The following is a 19559-nucleotide window of genomic DNA, read 5'->3' as shown; positions in this document are numbered from 1 at the left end:
CGACGTAGAATCTAGAACGTTACCAGCATATACATACCCGGCAATGGGAACCTGGGTGGAGTCCGGCTGGTCGTGCAGGCGACGTGCAGGTCACAGGCCGGTAACATGGCAAAGTATGCCTGGCGTCGGGTTCACCGACGACCGGCGATTTACCCACTGACAGGGAGATGACATCCGTGGCCAATCCTCTTGAGAAGCTGCTGCGCGCTGGCGAGGGGCGGGTCATCCGCCGCCTGAATCAGGTCGTCAAGGCAGTGGGAGCGCTGGAAGAGGACATCTCCAAGCTCACCGACGACGAGCTGCGCAACGAGACCGCCGAACTGCGTGCGCGCTTCGAGAAGGGCGAGACCCTCGACCAGCTGATGCCGGAGGCTTTCGCGGCGGTCCGTGAAGCGGCCAAGCGCACCCTCGGCATGCGCGCCTACGACGTGCAGATCATGGGTGGTGCCGCCCTCCACCTCGGCAACATCGCCGAGATGAAGACCGGTGAGGGAAAGACGCTCGTCGCGACGCTTCCCGCCTATCTGAACGCGATCGCGGGCAAGGGCGTCCACGTCATCACGGTCAACGACTTCCTCGCGAGCTACCAGGCAGAGCTCATGGGGCGCGTGTTCCGCGCTCTCGGTATGACCACCGGCATCATCGTCTCCGGGCAGACGCCGGCCGTGCGCCGCGAGCAGTACGCCGCCGACATCACCTACGGCACGAACAACGAGTTCGGCTTCGACTATCTGCGCGACAACATGGCGTGGCGCAAGGAAGACCTCGTGCAGCGCGAGCACTTCTTCGCGATCGTCGACGAGGTCGACTCGATCCTCATCGACGAGGCCCGCACCCCGCTCATCATCTCCGGCCCGTCGTCGGGGGAGGCCAACCGCTGGTTCGCCGAGTTCGCGAAGATCGCCCGCACCCTCGAGGTCGGCGAGGACTACGAAGTCGACGAGAAGAAGCGCACCGTCGGCGTGCTCGAGCCGGGTATCGAGAAGGTCGAGGACTACCTCGGCATCGACAACCTGTACGAGTCCGCGAACACGCCGCTGATCTCGTTCCTCAACAACTCGATCAAGGCGCTCGCGCTGTTCAAGAAGGACACCGACTACGTCGTCATGAACGACGAGGTCATGATCGTCGATGAGCACACCGGTCGCATCCTGGTCGGCCGCCGCTACAACGAGGGCATCCACCAGGCGATCGAGGCCAAGGAAGGCGTTCCGGTCAAGGCCGAGAACCAGACCCTCGCCACCGTCACCCTGCAGAACTACTTCCGCCTCTACGACAAGCTCGCCGGCATGACCGGTACGGCCGAGACCGAGGCGGCGGAGTTCATGTCGACGTACAAGCTCGGCGTGATCCCGATCCCGACGAACAAGCCGATGATCCGCAAGGACCAGGCCGACCTCGTCTACAAGAACGAGACGGCGAAGTTCGCGCAGGTCGTCGAGGACATCGCCGAGCGCCACTCCTCGGGCCAGCCGGTGCTGGTCGGAACGGTGAGCGTCGAGAAGAGCGAGTACCTGTCGCGTCTGCTCGCGAAGAAGGGCGTCAAGCACGAGGTCCTCAACGCCAAGAACCATGCGCGCGAGGCGGAGATCGTCGCTCGCGCCGGTCGACTGGGGGCCGTCACGGTCGCCACGAACATGGCCGGACGAGGCACCGACATCATGCTCGGCGGAAACGCCGAGTTCCTCGCGGTCCAGGAGCTCAAGGGCAAGGGACTCGACCCGGTCGAGACGCCCGAGGAGTACGAGATCGCCTGGGACGAGACCTACGAGTCGATGAAGGGCGTCGTCTCGGAGGAGGCCGAGAAGGTCATCGAGGCCGGTGGCCTCTACGTGCTCGGCACCGAGCGCCACGAGTCCCGCCGCATCGACAACCAGCTGCGCGGTCGCTCCGGACGTCAGGGCGACCCCGGTGAGAGCCGCTTCTACCTGAGCCTCACCGACGACCTGATGCGTCTGTTCCAGTCGGGTGCGGCCGAGGCCATCCTCGCCCGCACCAACTTCCCGGACGACGTGCCGATCGAGTCCGGTCTCGTCTCCCGTGCCATCCGCAGCGCCCAGTCGCAGGTCGAGGCGCGCAACGCTGAGATGCGCAAGAACGTCCTCAAGTACGACGACGTCCTGAACCGTCAGCGCGAGGCGATCTACGCCGACCGCCGCCACATCCTCCAGGGCGACGACATCGCCGACCGTGTGCAGCACTTCATCGAGGACGCCATCAGCGGCGTAGTGCGCGACCACACCGGCGAGGGCCACAACGAGAGCTGGGACTTCGACGCGCTCTGGACGGAGCTCAAGACGCTCTACCCCGTCAGCGTCACGATCGACGAGGTCGTTTCCGAGGCCGCCGACCGCAAGGGCGGGATCACGGCCGAGGGGCTCACGCGCGAGCTCCTGTCGGACGCCAAGATCGCCTACGAGACGCGTGAGGAGTCGCTCGGCGAGGCCGCGACCCGTGAGCTCGAGCGTCGCGTGGTGCTTCAGGTGCTCGACCGCCGCTGGCGCGACCACCTGTACGAGATGGACTACCTCAAGGACGGCATCGGTCTGCGTGCGATGGCACAGCGCGACCCGCTCATCGAGTACCAGCGCGAGGGCTACGCGATGTTCCAGTCGATGATGGGCCAGATCAAGGAGGAGTCCGTCGGCTACCTCTACAACCTCGAGGTCGAGGTGCGCCGCGCAGGCGACTCCGACGCTGCCGAGGTCGAGGCCAAGGGACTCGCCACCAGCGGCGGAGAGCAGCGGCTGGAGTACTCCGCCGCGAACGACGCCGGCGAGGTCGAGGTCCGCAACGATCGCGGCCAGGTGCAGCAGGCCGCGACGGATCGTCTGCGCCAAGCGGCAGCACGTGCCCAGGCGCCGCAGGCCGAGCCCGAAGAAGCCCCTCGCGGCGCGTTCGGACAGCGCACGGAGGCTCCGGCGCCTGCCGCGGGCAACCGTGAGCAGCGTCGGGCGCAGAGCAAGAAGAAGAAGTAGCGCATCGCCGAGAAGGAGGGCCAGTCCGGGTGGATTGGCCCTCCTTTCGTCCCTGTAGGCTTGGTCGATGACCCCCACGCGCCACTTCGACCAGTCGTCGAAGCTCAAGAACGTCCTGTACGAGATCCGCGGAAACGCCCTCGTCGAGGCGGCGCGGCTGGAGGCGGAGGGTCACAAGATCCTCAAGCTGAACACCGGGAACCCGGCGATCTTCGGTTTCGATGCGCCTCACCAGATCGTGCATGACATGCTCGCGGCGCTGCCCACGGCCCACGGCTACAGCGACAGCAAGGGCATCATCTCCGCCCGACGCGCCGTCGTGAGCCGCTATGAGCAGATCGACGGCTTCCCGCGTTTCGATCCGGACGACGTCTACCTCGGCAACGGTGTCTCCGAGCTCATCACCATGACGATGCAGGCCCTTCTCGACGAGGGCGACGAGGTGCTCATCCCCGCGCCGGACTACCCGCTGTGGACGGCCATGACGAGTCTCGCCGGGGGCACCCCCGTGCACTACCTCTGCGACGAGGACGACGAGTGGCAGCCCGATCTCGAGGACATCCGCTCAAAGATCACGCCGCGCACCAAAGCCCTGGTCATCATCAACCCGAACAACCCCACGGGCGTGGTCTACTCACGCGAGATCCTCGAAGGCCTCGTCCAGATCGCGCGGGAGCACCAGTTGCTGCTGCTGTCGGATGAGATCTACGACCGCATCCTGTTCGACGGCGCCGTGCACATCCCGACGGCGACACTCGCACCCGACCTGCTGTGTCTGACGTTCAACGGTCTGTCCAAGACCTACCGCGTCGCCGGGTACCGGTCGGGATGGATGGTCATCACCGGACCGCAGGATCACGCCAAGGGCTTCATCGAAGGCATCACCCTGCTCGCGTCGACGCGGCTCTGCCCGAACGTGCCGGCGCAGCATGCGGTGCAGGCCGCTCTCTCCGGAGTGCAGTCGATCGACGCGCTCATCGCTCCGAGCGGACGCCTGCACGAGCAGCGGGACATCGCCTGGGAAGGGCTCGAGTCGATTCCCGGGGTCTCGTGCGTCAAGCCCCAAGGTGCGCTCTACGCGTTCCCGCGGCTCGACCCCGACGTGCACGAGATCAGGGACGATGCCCGTTTCGTGTACGACCTCCTGGTGTCGGAGCACATCCTGGTGGTGCAGGGGACCGGATTCAACTGGGCGACCCCCGATCATTTCCGACTCGTCACGCTCCCCGAGCCCCGAGTGCTGAGCGAAGCCGTCGAACGACTGGGGAACTTCCTCGCGAGCTACCGGCAGTGACGGTCTCGGCGGGTGACAGCGTGGCGGCGAGCCGTCGCACACCCGCCACGAAGGCCGAACGCGGTGCCACGTCGGTCATCGGCCGTGCGTGCAGCAAGGCGGCATCCGCCGCGCGCTGGTCGTGGGGAACGAAGGTGACGTCGGTGATGCCGGCGAACCGTTCGAGCGTCCTGCGCACCTGTCCCCGCGCGTCGATGCCGAGCGGACCGGGTCTGACCTGATTGACGACGACGGCCACCGGTGTCGGCGCGGTGAGACGCCGCAGCTCTGCGTGATCACGGAGAAACCTGCTGATGCCGAGGGGATCCGCGGCGGCGACGGCCACGATCAGGTCGGCCTCGCTCAGAGTCGTCGAGGTGGCCGCGTGGCGCCGCGGACCGGCAAGGTCGAACGTGACCTCGTCATCGGCGTCGAAGGCGGCAGCGACGTCGACGACCGTTTCCTCGACCCATTCACGACTGGTGCGGAGGGTGGTCCGGAGGCGATCTGATGCGAGCTCGGGCCAGCGACTCGGGCGATTGATCCCTGCGAGCACGTCGATGTCGCCACCACCGGTGCGCAGCGTCGTCGCCAGCCTGGTCAGCTCCGCGGTGTCGAGGGCACCGCGCTCTGCACGGCGGCACGCGGCGGCGACCCCCGGCGCATCGTCGCTCAGTCCCAGCAGCAGTGCCAGTGCCGGTGCGACCGTATCGGCGTCGATCACGCCGACACTGCGTCCCCGACGGGCGAGCTCCACCGCCAGTTGGATCGCGACCGTGGACCGCCCAGGAGCGCCGTGAGGTCCCCAGACGGCGATCACACGAGAGGGAGCGAACGCCGGTGGTTCGGACGCCGTCGTGGCCTCCGCGGACAGTGCGGCGGCCACCTCCCAGCCGGCGGCGTCCGCATGCAGGGGAGAGCAGAGCCCGAGCCTCCCGATCACACGGCTGTCGGCTCCGCCGAGGGGGAGGATACGCACACCTGCTCGATCGCACATCGCGATCAGCGCGCTCGTCAGGACGGCGCGGGTGGCGGGGACGACGATCGCCTCGACCCCGTCGGGGAGTGCATCGATGGACGGGTTCGGGGTGAGGATCGCGGCGACGTCGACCCCTTCGAGCTCGAGCTCTGCAGCCAGCGCGCTCCCGCGTGGCTGCGGCAGCGCGACGACGACCGAGCTCACGACCCCGCCCCCACCGGAATCACCGAGAGCGCGGCGCCGCTCGTGACCGCGGCGAGCACGTCGGCGACGTCGGCGCTGTCGATCACGACTTCGAGCCGGGAGTCGGATTCGGCGAGCATGCCTTCCGGCTCCAGTACCTCGTGGACCGTGACATCGGCGACGAGGATGCGCGGGGCGTCGTACGACCGTCCGTCGTCGAGGAGCGGCGCCTGCCAGACTTCGACGACGGTGCCCGCCTCGACGCCCTCGGGGATCCCCGTGCTGCAGTCGATGACGATCGTGGTGCTGCGGAGATGGTCGGCGTCGGTCACGGCGGAGGTCGGCACGATCTCGCCCTTCGGGAGGGTGCGGCCCGCGACCTGGCCGGGGTGCAGATCGTCGGGAGCGACGTAATCGTCGGCCAGCCCGCCCATGCCCACCTCGACCACCTGGAAGTCGCCCGACGTGAGCACCTCACCTTGGGTGATCGTCCGGGTGGCGCGGAGCAGGGGAGTCGCATCATCGGATGCGGTGATGATCAGCCAGACGCCGGTGATGGACAGCGCAACCAGCGCGATGCCGACGAGGAAGCGGACGTCGCCCCAGAAGGCGCGCCGAGGACGGGAGAGGGAAGCCATGGCGCCATCGTCACAGAAATCGCCTCGTCGGCACGCGAGTTATCCACAGCCGGAGTCCGCGGCGTGCCCGGCCGGGCGGGTGGGCGAGAATGGGGTCATGACAGCCCGCTCCGCACGTGCACCGCGATTTCTCGCTCCGGCGCAGGTGGCGGAACTGCTGAGCATCGGCGTCGATGAGGTGATCGCCCTCCTGCACGAGGGAAGGCTCAGCGGGGCACACCTCGGGTCGCCACCGCGTTGGCGCGTGGAAGAGGCCAGCCTCGACGGCTACCTCGCCGAGGAATCCGAGATCTCCCGTCGGATGGCATTGTGGCGGCAGTCCCAGACGGCGAGCTTCCCCGAGGTATGGGGAACCTCCTCGGCTCACGGCATCTGATCGCCCGAAGTCCTCACCGCGACGATCGCGGAGAACGGGACCATGCGGAATCCGCGTACCGCGCCGGCCAGTCGAGCCTCGCCGGGATCGTGCAGCGCGAGGTCCAGGTGATCCGCCGCCGCACGGTCGATCGTGCCGTGGAGATCGTCGCCCGGTCGAGTGGTGACCTGCACGGGGATCCGCCGCCGCGCCAGGTCACGCAGCACGAAGCCGATTGTCATCCGCTCTCGTAGGGAGGGATCCGCAGCGGTGGGCTCGTCGAGACTCGCCAGGATCATGCCGTGGTCGGTGGAGATCCCCGCGATCGCGTGGAGGGGAAGGATCAACGACGACATCGCCGTTCGGGCGTCGCCGGTGCCTCGTGAGCTGACGGCGAGCCAGTCGGCTCCGAGCGTCTGCAGGGTGACCGGGAGCCGCGGCCCATGCAGGAGATCGATCGTGGCGTCCGACCCGGCGTCGACGAGCATGCGCAGTCGCATCCGCAGGTCGAGCCGTGAGATGCGGAGCCGCTCGGACTCGGCATCGAGCATGGCGCGCTCGGCTTCCCATTCCGACGCCAGCTGCCCCTCGAGGTCTTCGAACAGACGGTCCCAGTGCATCCGACAGAGCGTAGGCGACGCCGCAGAGGCGACGTACGAGTTATCCACATTCTTCCGTCGACGTCGCTCCGAGGCGGTGCGGGCGGTGCTGTACTGACGACTCGCAACCGCCCTCGACCGAGAGTTGGACATGACGCCGCACGAGTACTTCGCACCCCAGCCGACATCGACCAGCGCGCTCCCGGATCCCGCGCCGTTGCTTCGCAGCCTCACCCACGGTGTGCTCGAAGTGCTCGCCGGAGTCCGCGAGGTCGATCAGCTCGCCCGCTGGGTCAGCGAGGACGCCTTCCGCAGCCTGGTCACCCGTGCGAATCTGTCGGCGCGGGCGCGAAGCGCGCGAGGGGTGCCGCCGGCGCGTCCGACATTCGAGATCAGGGCGCTGCGGGTCACAGAGCCGACCGACGGCGTGATCGAAGCGGTCATCGTGGTGGCGGGTCCCGGACGCACGCGCGCGGTCGCCATCCGCCTGGACGGGATCGACCGCCGCTGGCGCGCGACGTCGCTGGCCATCCTCTGACACATCTGACCGTAGGCTGGTCAGGTGTCAACCCTCAGCGATCTCGCCCAGACCCAGGGCCTTCTGACCGACAGCGATGTCGAATGGCTCCACCGCCTCGCCGGTGACGGACAGCTCCTCGCAGACCTCGCCTCGGCGGATATCGTCATCTGGATCCAGACCGACGACGGTTCCTTCATCGCGGTCGCCCACGCGCGGCCGAGCGGCGCGGCGACCCTGTTCTACCGTGACATCGTCGGGGAGCGGGTGCGACCGCAGTGGCGCACCCAGGTGCAGGGCGCCTTCGAGTCGGCGGAGATCGTCGACTCCTCTTCGCCGGACTGGTTCGAGGAGACGCCGACGCGGGTGCGCGCCGTGCCGATCGTGAGCATGCGCCGCGGCGCCGACGCTCCGGCGACCGTGATCGGCGTCGTCACCCGGCACACCAATCTCGGGGAGGTACGCACGCCCTCGCGTCAGCAGATCACGTTCGACGAGTGCGCGAACGACCTGTTCCGCATGATCGCGGACGGCAGCTTCCCCGATCTGTCGGCGCCGACGTCTCCGCGGCGGGGCGCTCCGCGCGCCTCGGACGGTCTGATCCGCATCGATGTCGACGGGATCACCACGTTCGCCAGCCCCAACGCGCTGTCGGCCTTCAACCGCATGGGCTTCGACGACGAACTCGAGGGGGAGTCGCTCGCCGAGGTCACCACGCGGCTCGTCCCGCCCTCCCGGCAGGTCGACGAGTCGCTGCCGGTCGTCGTCACCGGACGCGCGCCCTGGCGCACCGACATCGAGGCACGCGGCGTCACGGTGTCGCTGCGCGCCATCCCGTTGAAGGATCACGGCACGCGCATCGGTGCGATCGTGCTCTGCCGCGACGTGTCCGAACTGCGCCATCAGGAGCAGGAACTCATCACGAAGGATGCCACGATCCGTGAGATCCACCATCGGGTGAAGAACAACCTGCAGACTGTGGCATCGCTCCTGCGCATCCAGGCCCGCCGCACGCATTCGGATGAGGCCCGTGACGCCCTCACGCAGGCCATGCGCCGTGTGGACGCGATCGCCGTGGTGCACGACACGCTCGCGCAGGGGCTGACACAGAAGGTCGACTTCGACGAGGTCTTCCATCGCGTGCTGAAGCTCGTCGCCGAGGTCGCCTCGGCGCCGAACACGCGCGCGCGCACGCAGTCGACGGGCCGCTTCGGCGTGCTGCCGAGCGAGTACGCGACACCACTCGCCCTCGCGCTCACGGAGGTCGTCACGAACGCGGTGGAGCACGGGCTCGCGGGACAGGAGGGCGCCGTGACGATCGACGCCAAGCGCACGGAGGAGAACCTGCGCGTGACGGTGCACGACACCGGTCTCGGTCTGCCCGAGGGACGGATCGGTCAGGGCCTCGGCACACAGATCATCCGCACGCTCATCCAGGGTGAACTCGGCGGAACGATCGAATGGCACGGCAGTGAGGGCGAGGGCACCGAGGTGGTCATCGACATTCCGCTGCGCTGGCTCGAGCGCTGATTGCGCGGGCTCAGACGCCCGGGCGCACGGAAGCGGCCTGAGAGAGACTCTCAGGCCGCTTCCGGTTGTTCAGGAGGCGCGGCGGGCGCGTGCGGCGCGACGCTTCAGGGCGCGGCGCTCGTCTTCGGAGAGGCCGCCCCAGACGCCCGAGTCCTGGCTGGTCTCGAGGGCGTACTGCAGGCAGATCTCCGTGACCGTGCAGGTGGCGCAGACGGTCTTCGCCTTCTCGATCTGATCGACGGCTGGACCGGTGTTCCCCACGGGGAAGAAAAGCTCGGGGTCGACAGTCAGGCAGGCGGCTTTGTCGCGCCAGTCCATGGGGGCTCCTCGGTGTGGATTTTCAAGAGATGCCGCGAAGCGACCTCTCGGATTCGAGCGGCCGTTCGGGTTCGGCTACCCTTTTGAGATGCGGACGGATGCCCGCGAATAGTGATGCGAGTGTGAATGCTCGCCCCACGCCGCTGTGGGAGCACATGACTTTCTCTATTCTGTTACATGAAAACCATGAAATCAAGGGTTTTCTTCACGCTTCAACCCTCAGGAGACACCGTGCGCGCACCCGGACTGGCCCTCGCCGCGGCGGCGGTGCTCGCGCTGGAGGGGCTCGCTCTCCTCGTCTTCGCCGTGATCGAACTGGTCGGCCTGAGCGCCGGTGATGCCGCGTCGCTCCCGACCGCGCTCGCCCTGATCGTGCTCACCCTGATCGGGGCGGCCGCACTGTTCGCCTTCGCGATCGGCACGCGCGTCGGACGCTCCTGGGCGCGGTCCGGGGGAATCGTCTTCCAGGTGCTCGCCGTGGCGCTCGCTCTCGCGTCGCTCACGCTGCAGCCCATCTCGTGGACGTTCACCTTCGGCGTCGGTCTGCCGGGGCTGATCGGGTTCGCGCTGCTCATCTCGAGCGCACGCCGTGAAGGGGAGCGCCGAGAGGCGGAGTGACCGCCGCGGGTCAGCGCGGAGCCTGCGGTCGTCGGATGCTCAGGCGTCGATGCCGAGCTGCTTGCGCAGCCGTGCCACGTGGCCGGTGGCCTTGACGTTGTATTGCGCGAGAGCGATCGTGCCGTCCTCGTCGAGGACGAAGGTGGAGCGGATGACGCCCTCGATGAGCTTGCCGTAGTTCATCTTCTCGCCCCAGGCGCCGTAGGCGGAGTGCACCGAGTGGTCGGGGTCGCTCAGGAGCGGGAAGGTGAGCCCGTCGCGTTCGCGGAACTTCGCCAGCGTCGCCGGCTCGTCCCGCGAAACACCCACGACCTGGTATCCGGCGCCCTGGAGCGAGGAGATGCTGTCGCGGAAGTCGCAGGCCTCGGTGGTGCATCCCGGCGTCATCGCCGCCGGGTAGAAGTAGAGCACCGTCTTGCGACCGCGCAGATCTGCGAGTCGGACCGTGTTCCCGTCCTGGTCGAGAAGCGAGAAGTCGGGGGCAGCTGATCCGGTTTCGAGGCGCTGAGTCACACCCTCAGCCTAACGGCCGGGGGCCTGCTCCGCTTTGTCGGCGAACGTCTGCAGCAGCCGTTGCAGCGAGTCCAGCCGCGCCCGACCGGTCTCGCCCAGCTCGCCGCTCTCCGCCGCCTCGATGAGGGCGCAGTCCGGCGCATCGGCGAGGTGGGTGCAGCCGCGGGGGCAGTCCTCGGCGATCGTCGCGAGTTCGGTGAACGCCGCCAGGATGTTCGCGGGATCGACATGTCCGAGCCCGAACGAGCGCACTCCGGGGGTATCGATCACCCACCCCGTCCCGCGGGCTCCCTCGTAGCGCAGGGAGACCGTCGACGACGATGTGTGCCGGCCCCGCCCGGTGACCTGATTCACATGTCCGGTGGCGCGCTGCGCCGTCGGCACGAGGGCGTTCACGAGAGTCGACTTGCCGACGCCGGAGTGACCGACGAAGACGGTGGAGTGTCCGACCAGCGCATCGCCGATCTCGTCGATCGGCATGTCCTCCTGGGCGCTGGTGAACACCCGCAGGTCGAGGCCGTCGAAGTGGGTGAGGAACTCGGTCGGATCGGCGATGTCGGTCTTGGTCACCACGAGGAGCGGTCGGATTCCGGCGTCCAGCGCGGCGACGAGGTAGCGATCGACGAGGCGTGCGCGTGGCTCGGGGTCGGCCGCCGCCACGACCACGAGCATCTGATCCGCATTCGCGACGATGACGCGTTCGACCTGGTCGGTGTCGTCCGCGCTGCGACGCAGCAGCGAGGTGCGATCGACGATACCGACGATGCGTGCGAGCGTGCCTTCGTCGCCGGAGGTGTCGCCGACCACCCGGGCCTGATCACCGGTCACGATCGGCGTGCGCCGCAGCTCCCGTGCGCGCGTCGTGGTGATCGTGCGCTCCTCTGGTGTGTCCTCGCCGAGCAGCACGGAGTATCGGCCGCGGTCCACACCGAGCACCCGTCCGACCTGTGCGTCCTCGTGGGCGGGGCGGCGCTTGGTGCGCGGGCGGTTCGCCTTCGGGTTCGGGCGCGTGCGGATGCTGCTCTCATCGAAGTCGTCGAAGTCGTCGTCGAGGTCGTCGGTGTCGTCGAGCCAGCTCATCCGTCAGCCCCGCAGCATCCGCTCCCAGAGCATCGTGAACTCCGGGAGGGTCTTCGCGGTCGTGCCGATGTCGTCGATCTCGACGCCGGCGACGCGCAGGCCGATGAGTGCTCCGGTCGTGGCCATCCGGTGATCGTGGTGCGCGGCCCACACCCCGCCGTGCAGCGGGCGGGGGATGATGCGGAGACCGTCGGGAAGCTCCTCGGCCTCGCCGCCGAGAGCCCGGAGATTGCCGATCAGCGCGGCGATCCGGTCGGTCTCGTGCAGGCGGATGTGTCCGATGCCCCGGATCGTGGTGGGCGACTCCGCGAATGCGGCCAGCCCGACGAGGGTCGGGGTGAGCTCGCTCGCGGCGGAGAGGTCGAGATCGAGTCCGCGGATCGTGGTGCCCGCTCGCACGGTGAGCGTGCCGCCGTGGCGACCGACGTGCGCACCGGTGGCCTGGAGGATCTCGGGGAGCAGCGCGCCCGGTTGCGTCGAGTGCGCGGGCCACCCCGTGACGGACACCGACCCGCCCGCGACGAGAGCCGCGGCGAGGAACGGGGCGGCGTTGGAGAGATCGGGCTCGATCGCGATCTCCTTGGCGCGCGGGACGCCCGCCTCGACGAGCCACTCGCCGACGGCGGGTCGCTCGATGCGGATGCCGCGGCGGCTCAGCGCCTCGATCGTCATGTCGATGTGCGGGAGGCTGGGCAGGTGCTCGCCGGTGTGGACCAGGTGCAGGCCGACATCGAAGCGAGGGGCCGCGAGCAGGAGTCCCGACACGAACTGGCTCGATGCCGACGCGTCGATCTCGACGCGCCCGCCACGGATGCGACCGTGTCCGCGGATCGTGAAGGGGAGCGCCCACGTGCCTTCGTCGTCGATGTCGACGCCGAGATCGCGCAGCGCACTGATAAGTCCGCCCATTGGGCGATGCAGCGCCGTCTCGTGCGCCGTGAGGTGCACGTCGTGCTGGGCGAGTCCTGCGAGAGGGGCGATGAACCGCATGACGGTGCCGGCCTGGCCGCAGTCCACGGTCGAACCGCCGGTGAGCTTGGCGGGCGTGACGACGAGGTCGGGGCCGAACTCGTTGCCGGCATCGACCTCCTCGATGCCCACGCCCAGCGCGCGCAGGGCATCGACCATGCGTGCGGAGTCGTCGGAGTGCAGTGGCGCGATCAATCGCCCTGGTCCGTCGGCGATCGCCGCGATGATCAGCTCGCGGTTGGTCAGCGACTTGGAGCCGGGGATCGTGAGCTCGGCGTGCACGGGTGCGTCGGTCGTGGGCGCGGGATAGGCGCCCTGCACACGGGAGGGGGAATACCTGTTGGCGCTCATCGGTTCTCACCTTAGTAAACGCAGGGACCTTCGTCGTGAAAGACGCAGCTCCCGATCTGAAGGAGAGAGAATGCCGGCGATGTTGGAGCGCGAGGCGATCGACCTCAGCGGCCTAGACTGGCCGGTGATGGATGACACCGTAACCGCAGACACCGTCGGCGACCCTCGGCGCGAGTTCGAGGAACAGGCGATCCCCTTCATGGATCAGCTCTACGCCGCCGCGATGCGCATGACGCGCAACCCGGCGGACGCCGCCGATCTCGTGCAGGAGACGTTCGTCAAGGCATACGGATCCTGGGCCACGTTCTCGCAGGGGACCAACCTCAAGGCGTGGCTGTACCGGATTCTCACGAACACCTACATCAACATCTATCGCAAGCGGCAGCGCGAGCCGTTCCAGGGCACGATCGACGAGCTCGAGGACTGGCAGCTGGGTGGGGCGGAGTCGACCACTGCGTCGCACAGCCGCTCGGCCGAGGCCGAGGCGATCGACCGCATGCCCGCATCCGTCGTCAAGGATGCGCTGCAGGCGGTGCCGGAGGACTTCCGGTTGGCGGTGTACCTCGCCGATGTCGAGGGCTTCGCCTACCAGGAGATCGCCGACATCATGAAGACGCCCATCGGCACCGTGATGAGCCGCCTGCATCGTGGCAGGCGGATGCTGCGGGAGCTGTTGGCTGACTACGCCGCCGAGCGGGGCATCGCCGCGGCTGACACGAGGAGCAAGAAATGAGCGACTGCGGCTGCGACAAAGCGCGTCAGGATCTGGAGGAGTACCTCCGCAACGAGGTGTGCAAGACCGAGCACACCGAGATCCGCGAGCATCTCGAGAACTGCCCGTCGTGCCGCGATGAGGCGCTCGTCGCCACCACGCTGACCGACGTGATCGCCCGCGCCTGCAAGGAGACGGCTCCGGAGGAGCTGCGCGACCAGGTGTTCGCCCGTCTGCGCGAGGTGCAGGCAGCGCAGCACTGAGCGCGCGTCGGGGGAGGACGAGTGTCCGCACCCGACCGTAGGCTGTGCTCATGGCCCTCATCGATGCACGCGGTATCCCCGCGGACCAGACCTCCGTCGACCGGCTCTCGGAGCAGAGCCTCGACTACCGCCTGATAGACACGCAGGATGCGTCACAGGTGACGGCGTTCCAGCGAGCGATGTCGCGCGGCTTCCTCGGGGCGGAGCCCTCGAGCGCCGCACTCGAGGAGTCGCTGCCGACGCTCCGCGCCCGTCGGAACATCGGCGTCTTCGAAGGAGCCGCGGTCGGCGGGTCCGCACCTGTGGCCACGATCGATTCCTGGGTCACACCCCTGACGGTCCCGGGCGGCGCCGAGATCGGCATGTGGGCGATCAGCGGTGTGACGGTCGCTGGCACGCATCGTCGTCGCGGCATCGCCCGTGCCCTACTCGAAGGAGAGCTGAGGGCGGCCGTGAGCGCGGGAGTCGCCGTGGCCGGACTCACCGTGTCGGAAGCGACGATCTACGGTCGCTACGGCTTCGGATCGGCCGTTCCCGTCGCACGCCTCACCGTCGACACGCGCCGTGCGGGCTGGGCCGGCCCGGAGCCGCGAGGACGACTCGAGTACGTCGAGCGCGAGCGGCTGGCGGCCGATATCGGCGCCGTGCACGAACGCGCGCGTGCCACTCGACCGGGACGCATCCCGGGGTGGAGCACACGCTGGGAAGGGATCGCCGGTCTCGCCTCGGCCGACACCGAGCGCGAGAAGGTCCGCGGCGTGCACTACCTCGACGCCGAGGGCGTGCTCCAGGGTGTGCTCGCCTACACCGTCGTGGAGAAGGAGGGTTCCTTCCGCTTCGGGCTCCACATCCGCCTCCTGGTCGCCGATACGCCCGAGGCGCTCGCGGCCCTCTGGCGTTTCGCGCTGCAGCACGATCTCGTCGATGATGTCGTCGCAGACCTCCGTCCGCTCGATGATCCGCTCCCGTGGCTCGTGCGCGATACCCGGGGCGTCACGCAGGAGGTGCACGATCACGGGTGGCTGCGCATCCTCGATGTGGCAGAGGCGCTGACCGCGCGCCGTTTCTCCGCGCCGCTCGACCTGGTGCTGCGCGTCGAGGATGCGCTGGGGTTCGCGGCCGGCGATTGGCTGCTCCGCGTCGACGACACCGGCCGTGCCACGGTCGATCGTGTGGATGACGACGCTCCCGATGTGACACTCGACGTCTCGGCGCTCTCGTCCCTGTACGCCGGGGGAGTGCGCGCCGCCGCCCTGCACGGAGCCGGGCGAATCGATGCCGCCGCGCCGGTCGTCGACGCGCTCGACCGTGCGTTCGCCTCGTTCCCGACGCCGTCGCTGGACATCTGGTACTGATCCGGCCACGGTCCGCTCCCCGCCGTCCGCGGCTCGGAGGGGCGTGAGCTAAAAAACTAGAAACCTCTTTACTGGAAAGAGCCTTTACTATAACCTCGGCTCAGAGCGGATGCCGTCCGCTCTGCTCGACTTCCGCAATGAAGCTCTTGAGACGAGGTTTCCATGCATGACAACCGCTGGAGGAAGACCCTTCCTCTCGTCGCCGGTGCCGCCGCACTCGCCCTGGTGCTGGGTGGCTGCACGCCCGGTGGCAGCTCTTCCGGGGGTGATCGCCCGCTCCGCATGTGGTCGGGATCGATGACCCCGATCACGAACAACTTCAACCCGTTCGCCGTGGACACCGCCACCCACATGACGTTCGGGGCGATCTACGAGCCGCTGTTCTTCTTCAACCAGCTGTCGGCCGATGCTCCGGTCGGGATGATCGGCGACTCCTACGAGTTCAACGAGGACGGCACGGTCCTCACGATCGTCATCAAGCCCGACCTCAAGTGGAGCGACGGGGATGACCTGACGGCCGAGGACGTCGCGTTCAGCCTCGGCTACGGATCCAATCTCGACCCGGACATGGTGTCAGCGGACGCGACCGACGACACGACCGTCGTCGTGACGTACTCGTCGGCGAAGTTCACGGCGACCTCGCTGATCCTCGGCTCCACCTGGATCATTCCGGAGCACATCTGGTCCGACATCGACGACTACATGACCGAGACGAACCCCCAGCCCATCGGCTCGGGACCGTACACGCTCAAGTCGTTCACCGACGCCGCCTACACGCTCGAGGCGAACCCGCTGTTCCGCGATGGCGCCCCGGCGATCAAGGAGGTGCAGGACATCGGCATCGACTCGAACCAGTCGTCCGAGGACCTGCTGAAGACCGGCAAGCTCGACTGGGTCGGCCAGTTCATCGCGAACCCGGATGGTGTGACCGCCAACGGCAAGATCAGCACGATGAACCAGCAGCAGGACCCGACGGTGATCATGACCTGCGCCGACGCCTCGATGGGCTGCAGCGGTGCGCAGACCGACCCGGCCGTGCGTCAGGCACTCAACGTGGCGATCGATCGCGGCTCCATCAGCAGCAAGGCGTTCGCGGGGCTCTCGGGTGAGGCATCGCCGAGCTTCGCACTGCTCCCGCGCGACGAGAAGTGGTTGAGCGATCCTGCTCTGGCGGTCAGCCCGCAGGAGCCCGACGTGGCGACGGCGGAGGGAATCCTCGAGGCTGCCGGCTACACCAAGGGCAGCGACGGGTTCTATGGCAAGGACGGCACGGCGATCGAGCTGGACCTGTTCTCGCCCGATGGCTGGACCGACTACAACGACGCGGCCAAGCTCATCAGCGCCCAGGCGGCGAAAGCCGGAATCCGCGTCAACGCGCGCACGGTCTCGGAAGCCGAGTACTGGACGCCGATCTCGACCGGGGAGTTCCAGCTCGCGCTCTACGGGCTCACGCAGTCCCTGGTGGCCGATCCGTTCTCGAACTACGACCAGTACTTCACGACCACCGCGAGCGCGAAGGTGGGCGAGGAGCCGACCAAGGGTCAGAACTACTCCCGCTACAGCAATCCCGTCGTGGACGACGCGGTGAAGCAGGCCGGCGCCACGCAGGACGAGGACATCAAGAAGACCGCCTACGCCGCCGTGCAGACCGAGATCGCCCGCGACCTGCCGTACATCCCGGTGGTGCTCAACGCCTCGCAGTCGTTCTTCAACACCGCGGACTTCACCGGGTGGCCGAGTGAGAGTGACATGTACGCGGCGCCGCTGCCGTACCTGTCGACGGCCTCGGCGGTCGTGCTCACGCACCTGCGTCCTGTGAAGAAGTAGAGGCCCGCCCCATGGATCGATCCATCGAGAGGAGAGGCTCGTGAAGTTCTGGATGCGCCGCGTGGCGTTCTACATCATCACGCTGTGGGCCGCGATCTCCCTCAACTTCCTGCTGCCGCGGTTGCTCCCCGGCGACCCCGCCGCGATCATGCTGGGCAAGCTCCGGCGTGCGAACGGAGGCCGGCCGCTATCCGAGGAGACGATCAAGGCGATCACCTCCATCCTCGGCGCAGAGAAGGGATCGAGTCTGTGGGATCAGTACCTCGCCTACTGGGGCCGGTTGCTGCACGGTGATCTCGGGGTCTCGTCGACCCGATACCCGGCCCCGGTGGGCGAACTCATCGCCGCGGCTCTGCCGTGGACGGTGACGCTCGTCGGCGCAGCCACCATCATCTCGTTCGTCCTCGGCATCATCGCCGGCGCCTGGGTCGGCTGGCTCCGGGGAACGTGGGTCGATCAGCTCGTGCCGATCACCACGTTCCTGCAGTCGATCCCGTACTTCTGGCTCGCACTCGTGCTGGTCGCGGTGTTCTCGGTGCAGTTGGGGTTGCTACCCATCATCGGCGGATACGACGTGTTCGAGTTTCCGGCAGGGCCCGAATGGACGCCGGCGTTCTTCGCCAGCGCGTTCGTGCACGCGCTGTTACCCGCCGCGACGATCGTGATCTCCTCGGTCGGCGGATGGCTGCTCGGAATGCGCAACATGATGGTGCAGACCATGGCGGAGGACTACGTGCTCACCGCCGAGGCCAAGGGGCTACGGCCCTCGCGCATCCGCACCGCCTATGCGGCGCGCAACGCGTCGATCCCGAGCCTCGCCGGATTCGGGATCGCGCTCGGATTCGTGGTGGCCGGGTCGATCGTCACCGAGCAGGTGTTCAGCTATCCGGGCCTCGGCAAGCTGATGATCCAGTCCGTGCAGGGACTCGACTACGCCCTCATGCAGGGAGTGTTCCTCGTGATCACCCTCACCGTGTTGGCGGCGAACTTCCTGATCGACCTCCTCTATGGCTTCATCGACCCGAGAGTGCGCCGCGATGGCTGACCTGATCGTTACCCCGTCCGAGTCCACGCACGCCGTCGCCGTCGCGCGGACGGCACGCCTGCGCGGCGGTTTCCCCCGTCTCTCCGGCAAGCTCCTCACCGGCATCATCCTGCTCGGCGCGATCGTGCTGTTCGGGCTGATCGGGCCGTTGCTGCTCGGCGACCCACGGGATGCGAGCTTCGAGCCGCTGCTCCCACCGAGCCCGGAGCATCCGCTCGGTACGACCAAGCTCGGCTTCGACGTGCTCGCGCAGGTGGCGACCGGCACGCGGGGCTCCCTGTTCGTCGGGGCGGTCGCGGGTGTGGTCGCCCTCTTCCTCGCGCTGGTGTTCGGCGTTCTCGCCGGGTACTTCGGTGGAGCGCTGGATGAGACGTTGATGCTGGCGACGAACATCATGCTCGTGATCCCCGGCCTGCCGCTCGTGATGGTGATCGCGGCGTACGTGCAGCACACCGAGGGCCTCGGTGACCTGGCACGCAGTTCGCTGCTCGTCGCTCTGGTGCTCGGCATCACGGGCTGGGCGGGTTCTGCGGTGGTTCTTCGCGGCACCGCGCGGTCGCTGCGCACCCGGGACTACGTCGCGGCATCCGTGGTGGCCGGCGAGCGTCCGCTGCGAGTCATCTTCGTGGAGATCCTCCCGAATCTCGTGCCCCTGCTGGCTGCGCAACTGATCTTCGGCGTGATCTTCGCGGTGCTCGGCGAGGCGGGGTTGTCGTATCTCGGTCTCGGACCGACCGGGTCGATCACGCTCGGCACCGTGTTGAACGACGCCCAGACCGGACAGGCCGTGGGCAGCGGAGCGTGGTGGTGGTTCGTCCCGCCCGGCGCGATCATCGCGCTGATCGGCACGGCCCTGTCGCTGATCAACTTCGCGATCGACGAGATCGTGAATCCGAAGCTGCGCCTGGCGCCGGTGGCCGCACGACGGCAGCGCCGCGCGCGCCGCGCTGGTCGGGGCGTCGGAGGAGAGGGAGCGGTCGCATGACTGGGAAGACGGCAGTGCTGACGGCGAGGAATGTCTCGATCGAGTATGAGGTGGATCCGCCGGTGAAGGCGGTGCGGGATGTGTCGTTGACGTTGAATCGGGGGGAGATCCTGGGGTTGGCGGGGGAGTCGGGGTGTGGGAAGACGACTCTGGCGTATGGGATGAATCGGTTGTTGAAGGCTCCGGCGCTCATGACGGGTGGGGAGATCGTGTTCCATGACCGGGATGGTCACGATATCGACATCGTGGGCCTGGACGGCGAAGGACTTCGCGCATTCCGGTGGGACAAGATCTCGATGGTGTTCCAGGGGGCGATGAACTCGTTGAACCCGGTGATCAGTGTGAAGGCGCAGATCTTCGACATCTTCGATACGCATCGTCCGGGAATGTCGAAGCGGGCGAAGACGGAGCGGGCGGAGGAGTTGCTCACGCTCGTCGGCGTCGATCCGAACCGGTTGTCGAGTTTCCCGC

20 protein-coding genes are annotated in these 19559 nt (G+C 67.9%); 13 read left to right on the top strand and 7 right to left on the bottom strand.

The annotated features are described in order from the left end of the window. The first annotated feature begins 176 nt into the window (after positions 1-176). Positions 177-2978, top strand: coding sequence for a preprotein translocase subunit SecA (gene secA / locus WFM69_RS14395; protein WP_337005821.1), 2802 nt, complete (start codon positions 177-179; stop codon positions 2976-2978). Positions 2979-3045: 67 nt separating this feature from the next. After that, complete coding sequence (locus WFM69_RS14390; protein WP_337005819.1) at positions 3046-4272, top strand: pyridoxal phosphate-dependent aminotransferase; 1227 nt, start codon at positions 3046-3048, stop codon at positions 4270-4272. Here the strand turns inward: WFM69_RS14390 and WFM69_RS14385 are convergent. After that, positions 4196-5434 carry an AAA family ATPase gene (locus WFM69_RS14385; protein ID WP_337005817.1) on the bottom strand — a complete coding sequence of 413 codons (1239 nt, stop codon included), beginning with the start codon at positions 5432-5434 and terminating at the stop codon, positions 4196-4198. The genes WFM69_RS14390 and WFM69_RS14385 overlap by 77 nt on opposite strands. After that, positions 5431-6051 (bottom strand): SAF domain-containing protein, encoded by a 621-nt coding sequence (locus tag WFM69_RS14380; RefSeq protein ID WP_337005816.1) that lies wholly within the window; start codon positions 6049-6051, stop codon positions 5431-5433. Before WFM69_RS14380 ends, WFM69_RS14385 begins: the two co-directional genes overlap by 4 nt. Positions 6052-6148: 97 nt before the next feature. On the opposite strand from WFM69_RS14380, the gene WFM69_RS14375 reads away from it, so the two are divergent. Next, positions 6149-6427, top strand: coding sequence for a helix-turn-helix domain-containing protein (locus WFM69_RS14375; RefSeq protein WP_337005814.1), 279 nt, complete (start codon positions 6149-6151; stop codon positions 6425-6427). Here WFM69_RS14375 and WFM69_RS14370 read toward each other — a convergent pair. Next, positions 6415-7026: a hypothetical protein gene (locus tag WFM69_RS14370; RefSeq protein WP_337005812.1), complete on the bottom strand. Its 612-nt coding sequence runs from the start codon at positions 7024-7026 to the stop codon at positions 6415-6417. The genes WFM69_RS14375 and WFM69_RS14370 overlap by 13 nt on opposite strands. A 130-nt stretch (positions 7027-7156) precedes the next feature. On the opposite strand from WFM69_RS14370, the gene WFM69_RS14365 reads away from it, so the two are divergent. Next, the gene (locus WFM69_RS14365) at positions 7157-7543 is read left to right on the top strand and encodes an Rv3235 family protein (RefSeq protein ID WP_337005809.1); all 387 of its coding nucleotides are present in this window, start codon (positions 7157-7159) and stop codon (positions 7541-7543) included. A gap of 24 nt (positions 7544-7567) precedes the next feature. Further along, on the top strand, positions 7568-9052 hold the full coding sequence (locus tag WFM69_RS14360) for a sensor histidine kinase (protein WP_337005807.1): 1485 nt from the start codon (positions 7568-7570) through the stop codon (positions 9050-9052). 69 nt (positions 9053-9121) lie between these two features. On the opposite strand, the gene WFM69_RS14355 is transcribed toward WFM69_RS14360, so the two are convergent. Beyond that, positions 9122-9370, bottom strand: coding sequence for a WhiB family transcriptional regulator (locus WFM69_RS14355; RefSeq protein WP_017203224.1), 249 nt, complete (start codon positions 9368-9370; stop codon positions 9122-9124). A 231-nt stretch (positions 9371-9601) separates the two neighbouring features. Between WFM69_RS14355 and WFM69_RS14350 the strand changes: the two genes are divergently transcribed. After that, positions 9602-9988, top strand: a complete 387-nt coding sequence (locus tag WFM69_RS14350; protein ID WP_337005805.1) for a hypothetical protein — start codon at positions 9602-9604, stop codon at positions 9986-9988. A gap of 39 nt (positions 9989-10027) precedes the next feature. Here WFM69_RS14350 and bcp read toward each other — a convergent pair whose 3' ends face one another. The 3 genes from bcp to aroA are packed head-to-tail and all read right to left on the bottom strand — an operon-like array spanning position 10028 to position 12901. Beyond that, the gene (gene bcp, locus WFM69_RS14345) at positions 10028-10501 is read right to left on the bottom strand and encodes a thioredoxin-dependent thiol peroxidase (protein WP_337005803.1); all 474 of its coding nucleotides are present in this window, start codon (positions 10499-10501) and stop codon (positions 10028-10030) included. A 9-nt stretch (positions 10502-10510) separates the two neighbouring features. Beyond that, on the bottom strand, positions 10511-11581 hold the full coding sequence (gene rsgA, locus WFM69_RS14340; RefSeq protein ID WP_337005801.1) for a ribosome small subunit-dependent GTPase A: 1071 nt from the start codon (positions 11579-11581) through the stop codon (positions 10511-10513). Positions 11582-11584: 3 nt separating this feature from the next. Next, positions 11585-12901: a 3-phosphoshikimate 1-carboxyvinyltransferase gene (gene aroA, locus WFM69_RS14335; protein WP_337005799.1), complete on the bottom strand. Its 1317-nt coding sequence runs from the start codon at positions 12899-12901 to the stop codon at positions 11585-11587. 70 nt (positions 12902-12971) lie between these two features. Here aroA and WFM69_RS14330 point away from each other — a divergent pair, with 70 nt between their 5' ends. From WFM69_RS14330 to WFM69_RS14300, 7 genes are all read left to right on the top strand, one after another. After that, positions 12972-13634: a sigma-70 family RNA polymerase sigma factor gene (locus tag WFM69_RS14330; RefSeq protein ID WP_442928386.1), complete on the top strand. Its 663-nt coding sequence runs from the start codon at positions 12972-12974 to the stop codon at positions 13632-13634. Then, positions 13631-13876 (top strand): zf-HC2 domain-containing protein, encoded by a 246-nt coding sequence (locus WFM69_RS14325; RefSeq protein ID WP_337005795.1) that lies wholly within the window; start codon positions 13631-13633, stop codon positions 13874-13876. The genes WFM69_RS14330 and WFM69_RS14325 overlap by 4 nt, the downstream gene beginning before the upstream one ends. A gap of 50 nt (positions 13877-13926) precedes the next feature. Then, positions 13927-15231, top strand: coding sequence for a GNAT family N-acetyltransferase (locus WFM69_RS14320; protein WP_337005793.1), 1305 nt, complete (start codon positions 13927-13929; stop codon positions 15229-15231). Positions 15232-15393: 162 nt separating this feature from the next. After that, positions 15394-17058, top strand: coding sequence for an ABC transporter substrate-binding protein (locus WFM69_RS14315; RefSeq protein WP_337005791.1), 1665 nt, complete (start codon positions 15394-15396; stop codon positions 17056-17058). A 40-nt stretch (positions 17059-17098) separates the two neighbouring features. Then, a complete protein-coding gene (locus WFM69_RS14310; RefSeq protein WP_337005789.1) occupies positions 17099-18103 on the top strand; it encodes an ABC transporter permease in 1005 nt (334 codons plus the stop codon). Next, on the top strand, positions 18096-19088 hold the full coding sequence (locus tag WFM69_RS14305) for an ABC transporter permease (protein WP_337005787.1): 993 nt from the start codon (positions 18096-18098) through the stop codon (positions 19086-19088). Before WFM69_RS14310 ends, WFM69_RS14305 begins: the two co-directional genes overlap by 8 nt. Continuing rightward, a partial coding sequence (locus WFM69_RS14300; protein ID WP_337005785.1) for an ATP-binding cassette domain-containing protein occupies positions 19085-19559 on the top strand: 475 nt, incomplete at its 3' end. The genes WFM69_RS14305 and WFM69_RS14300, both read left to right, overlap by 4 nt.

Origin of the sequence: Microbacterium sp. LB12 (assembly GCF_037150835.1) — a bacterium.
Classification (GTDB): Bacteria; Actinomycetota; Actinomycetes; order Actinomycetales; family Microbacteriaceae; genus Microbacterium.
Note: the sequence above shows the minus strand (reverse complement) of the source record. Positions and strands in the feature narration are given on the sequence as shown.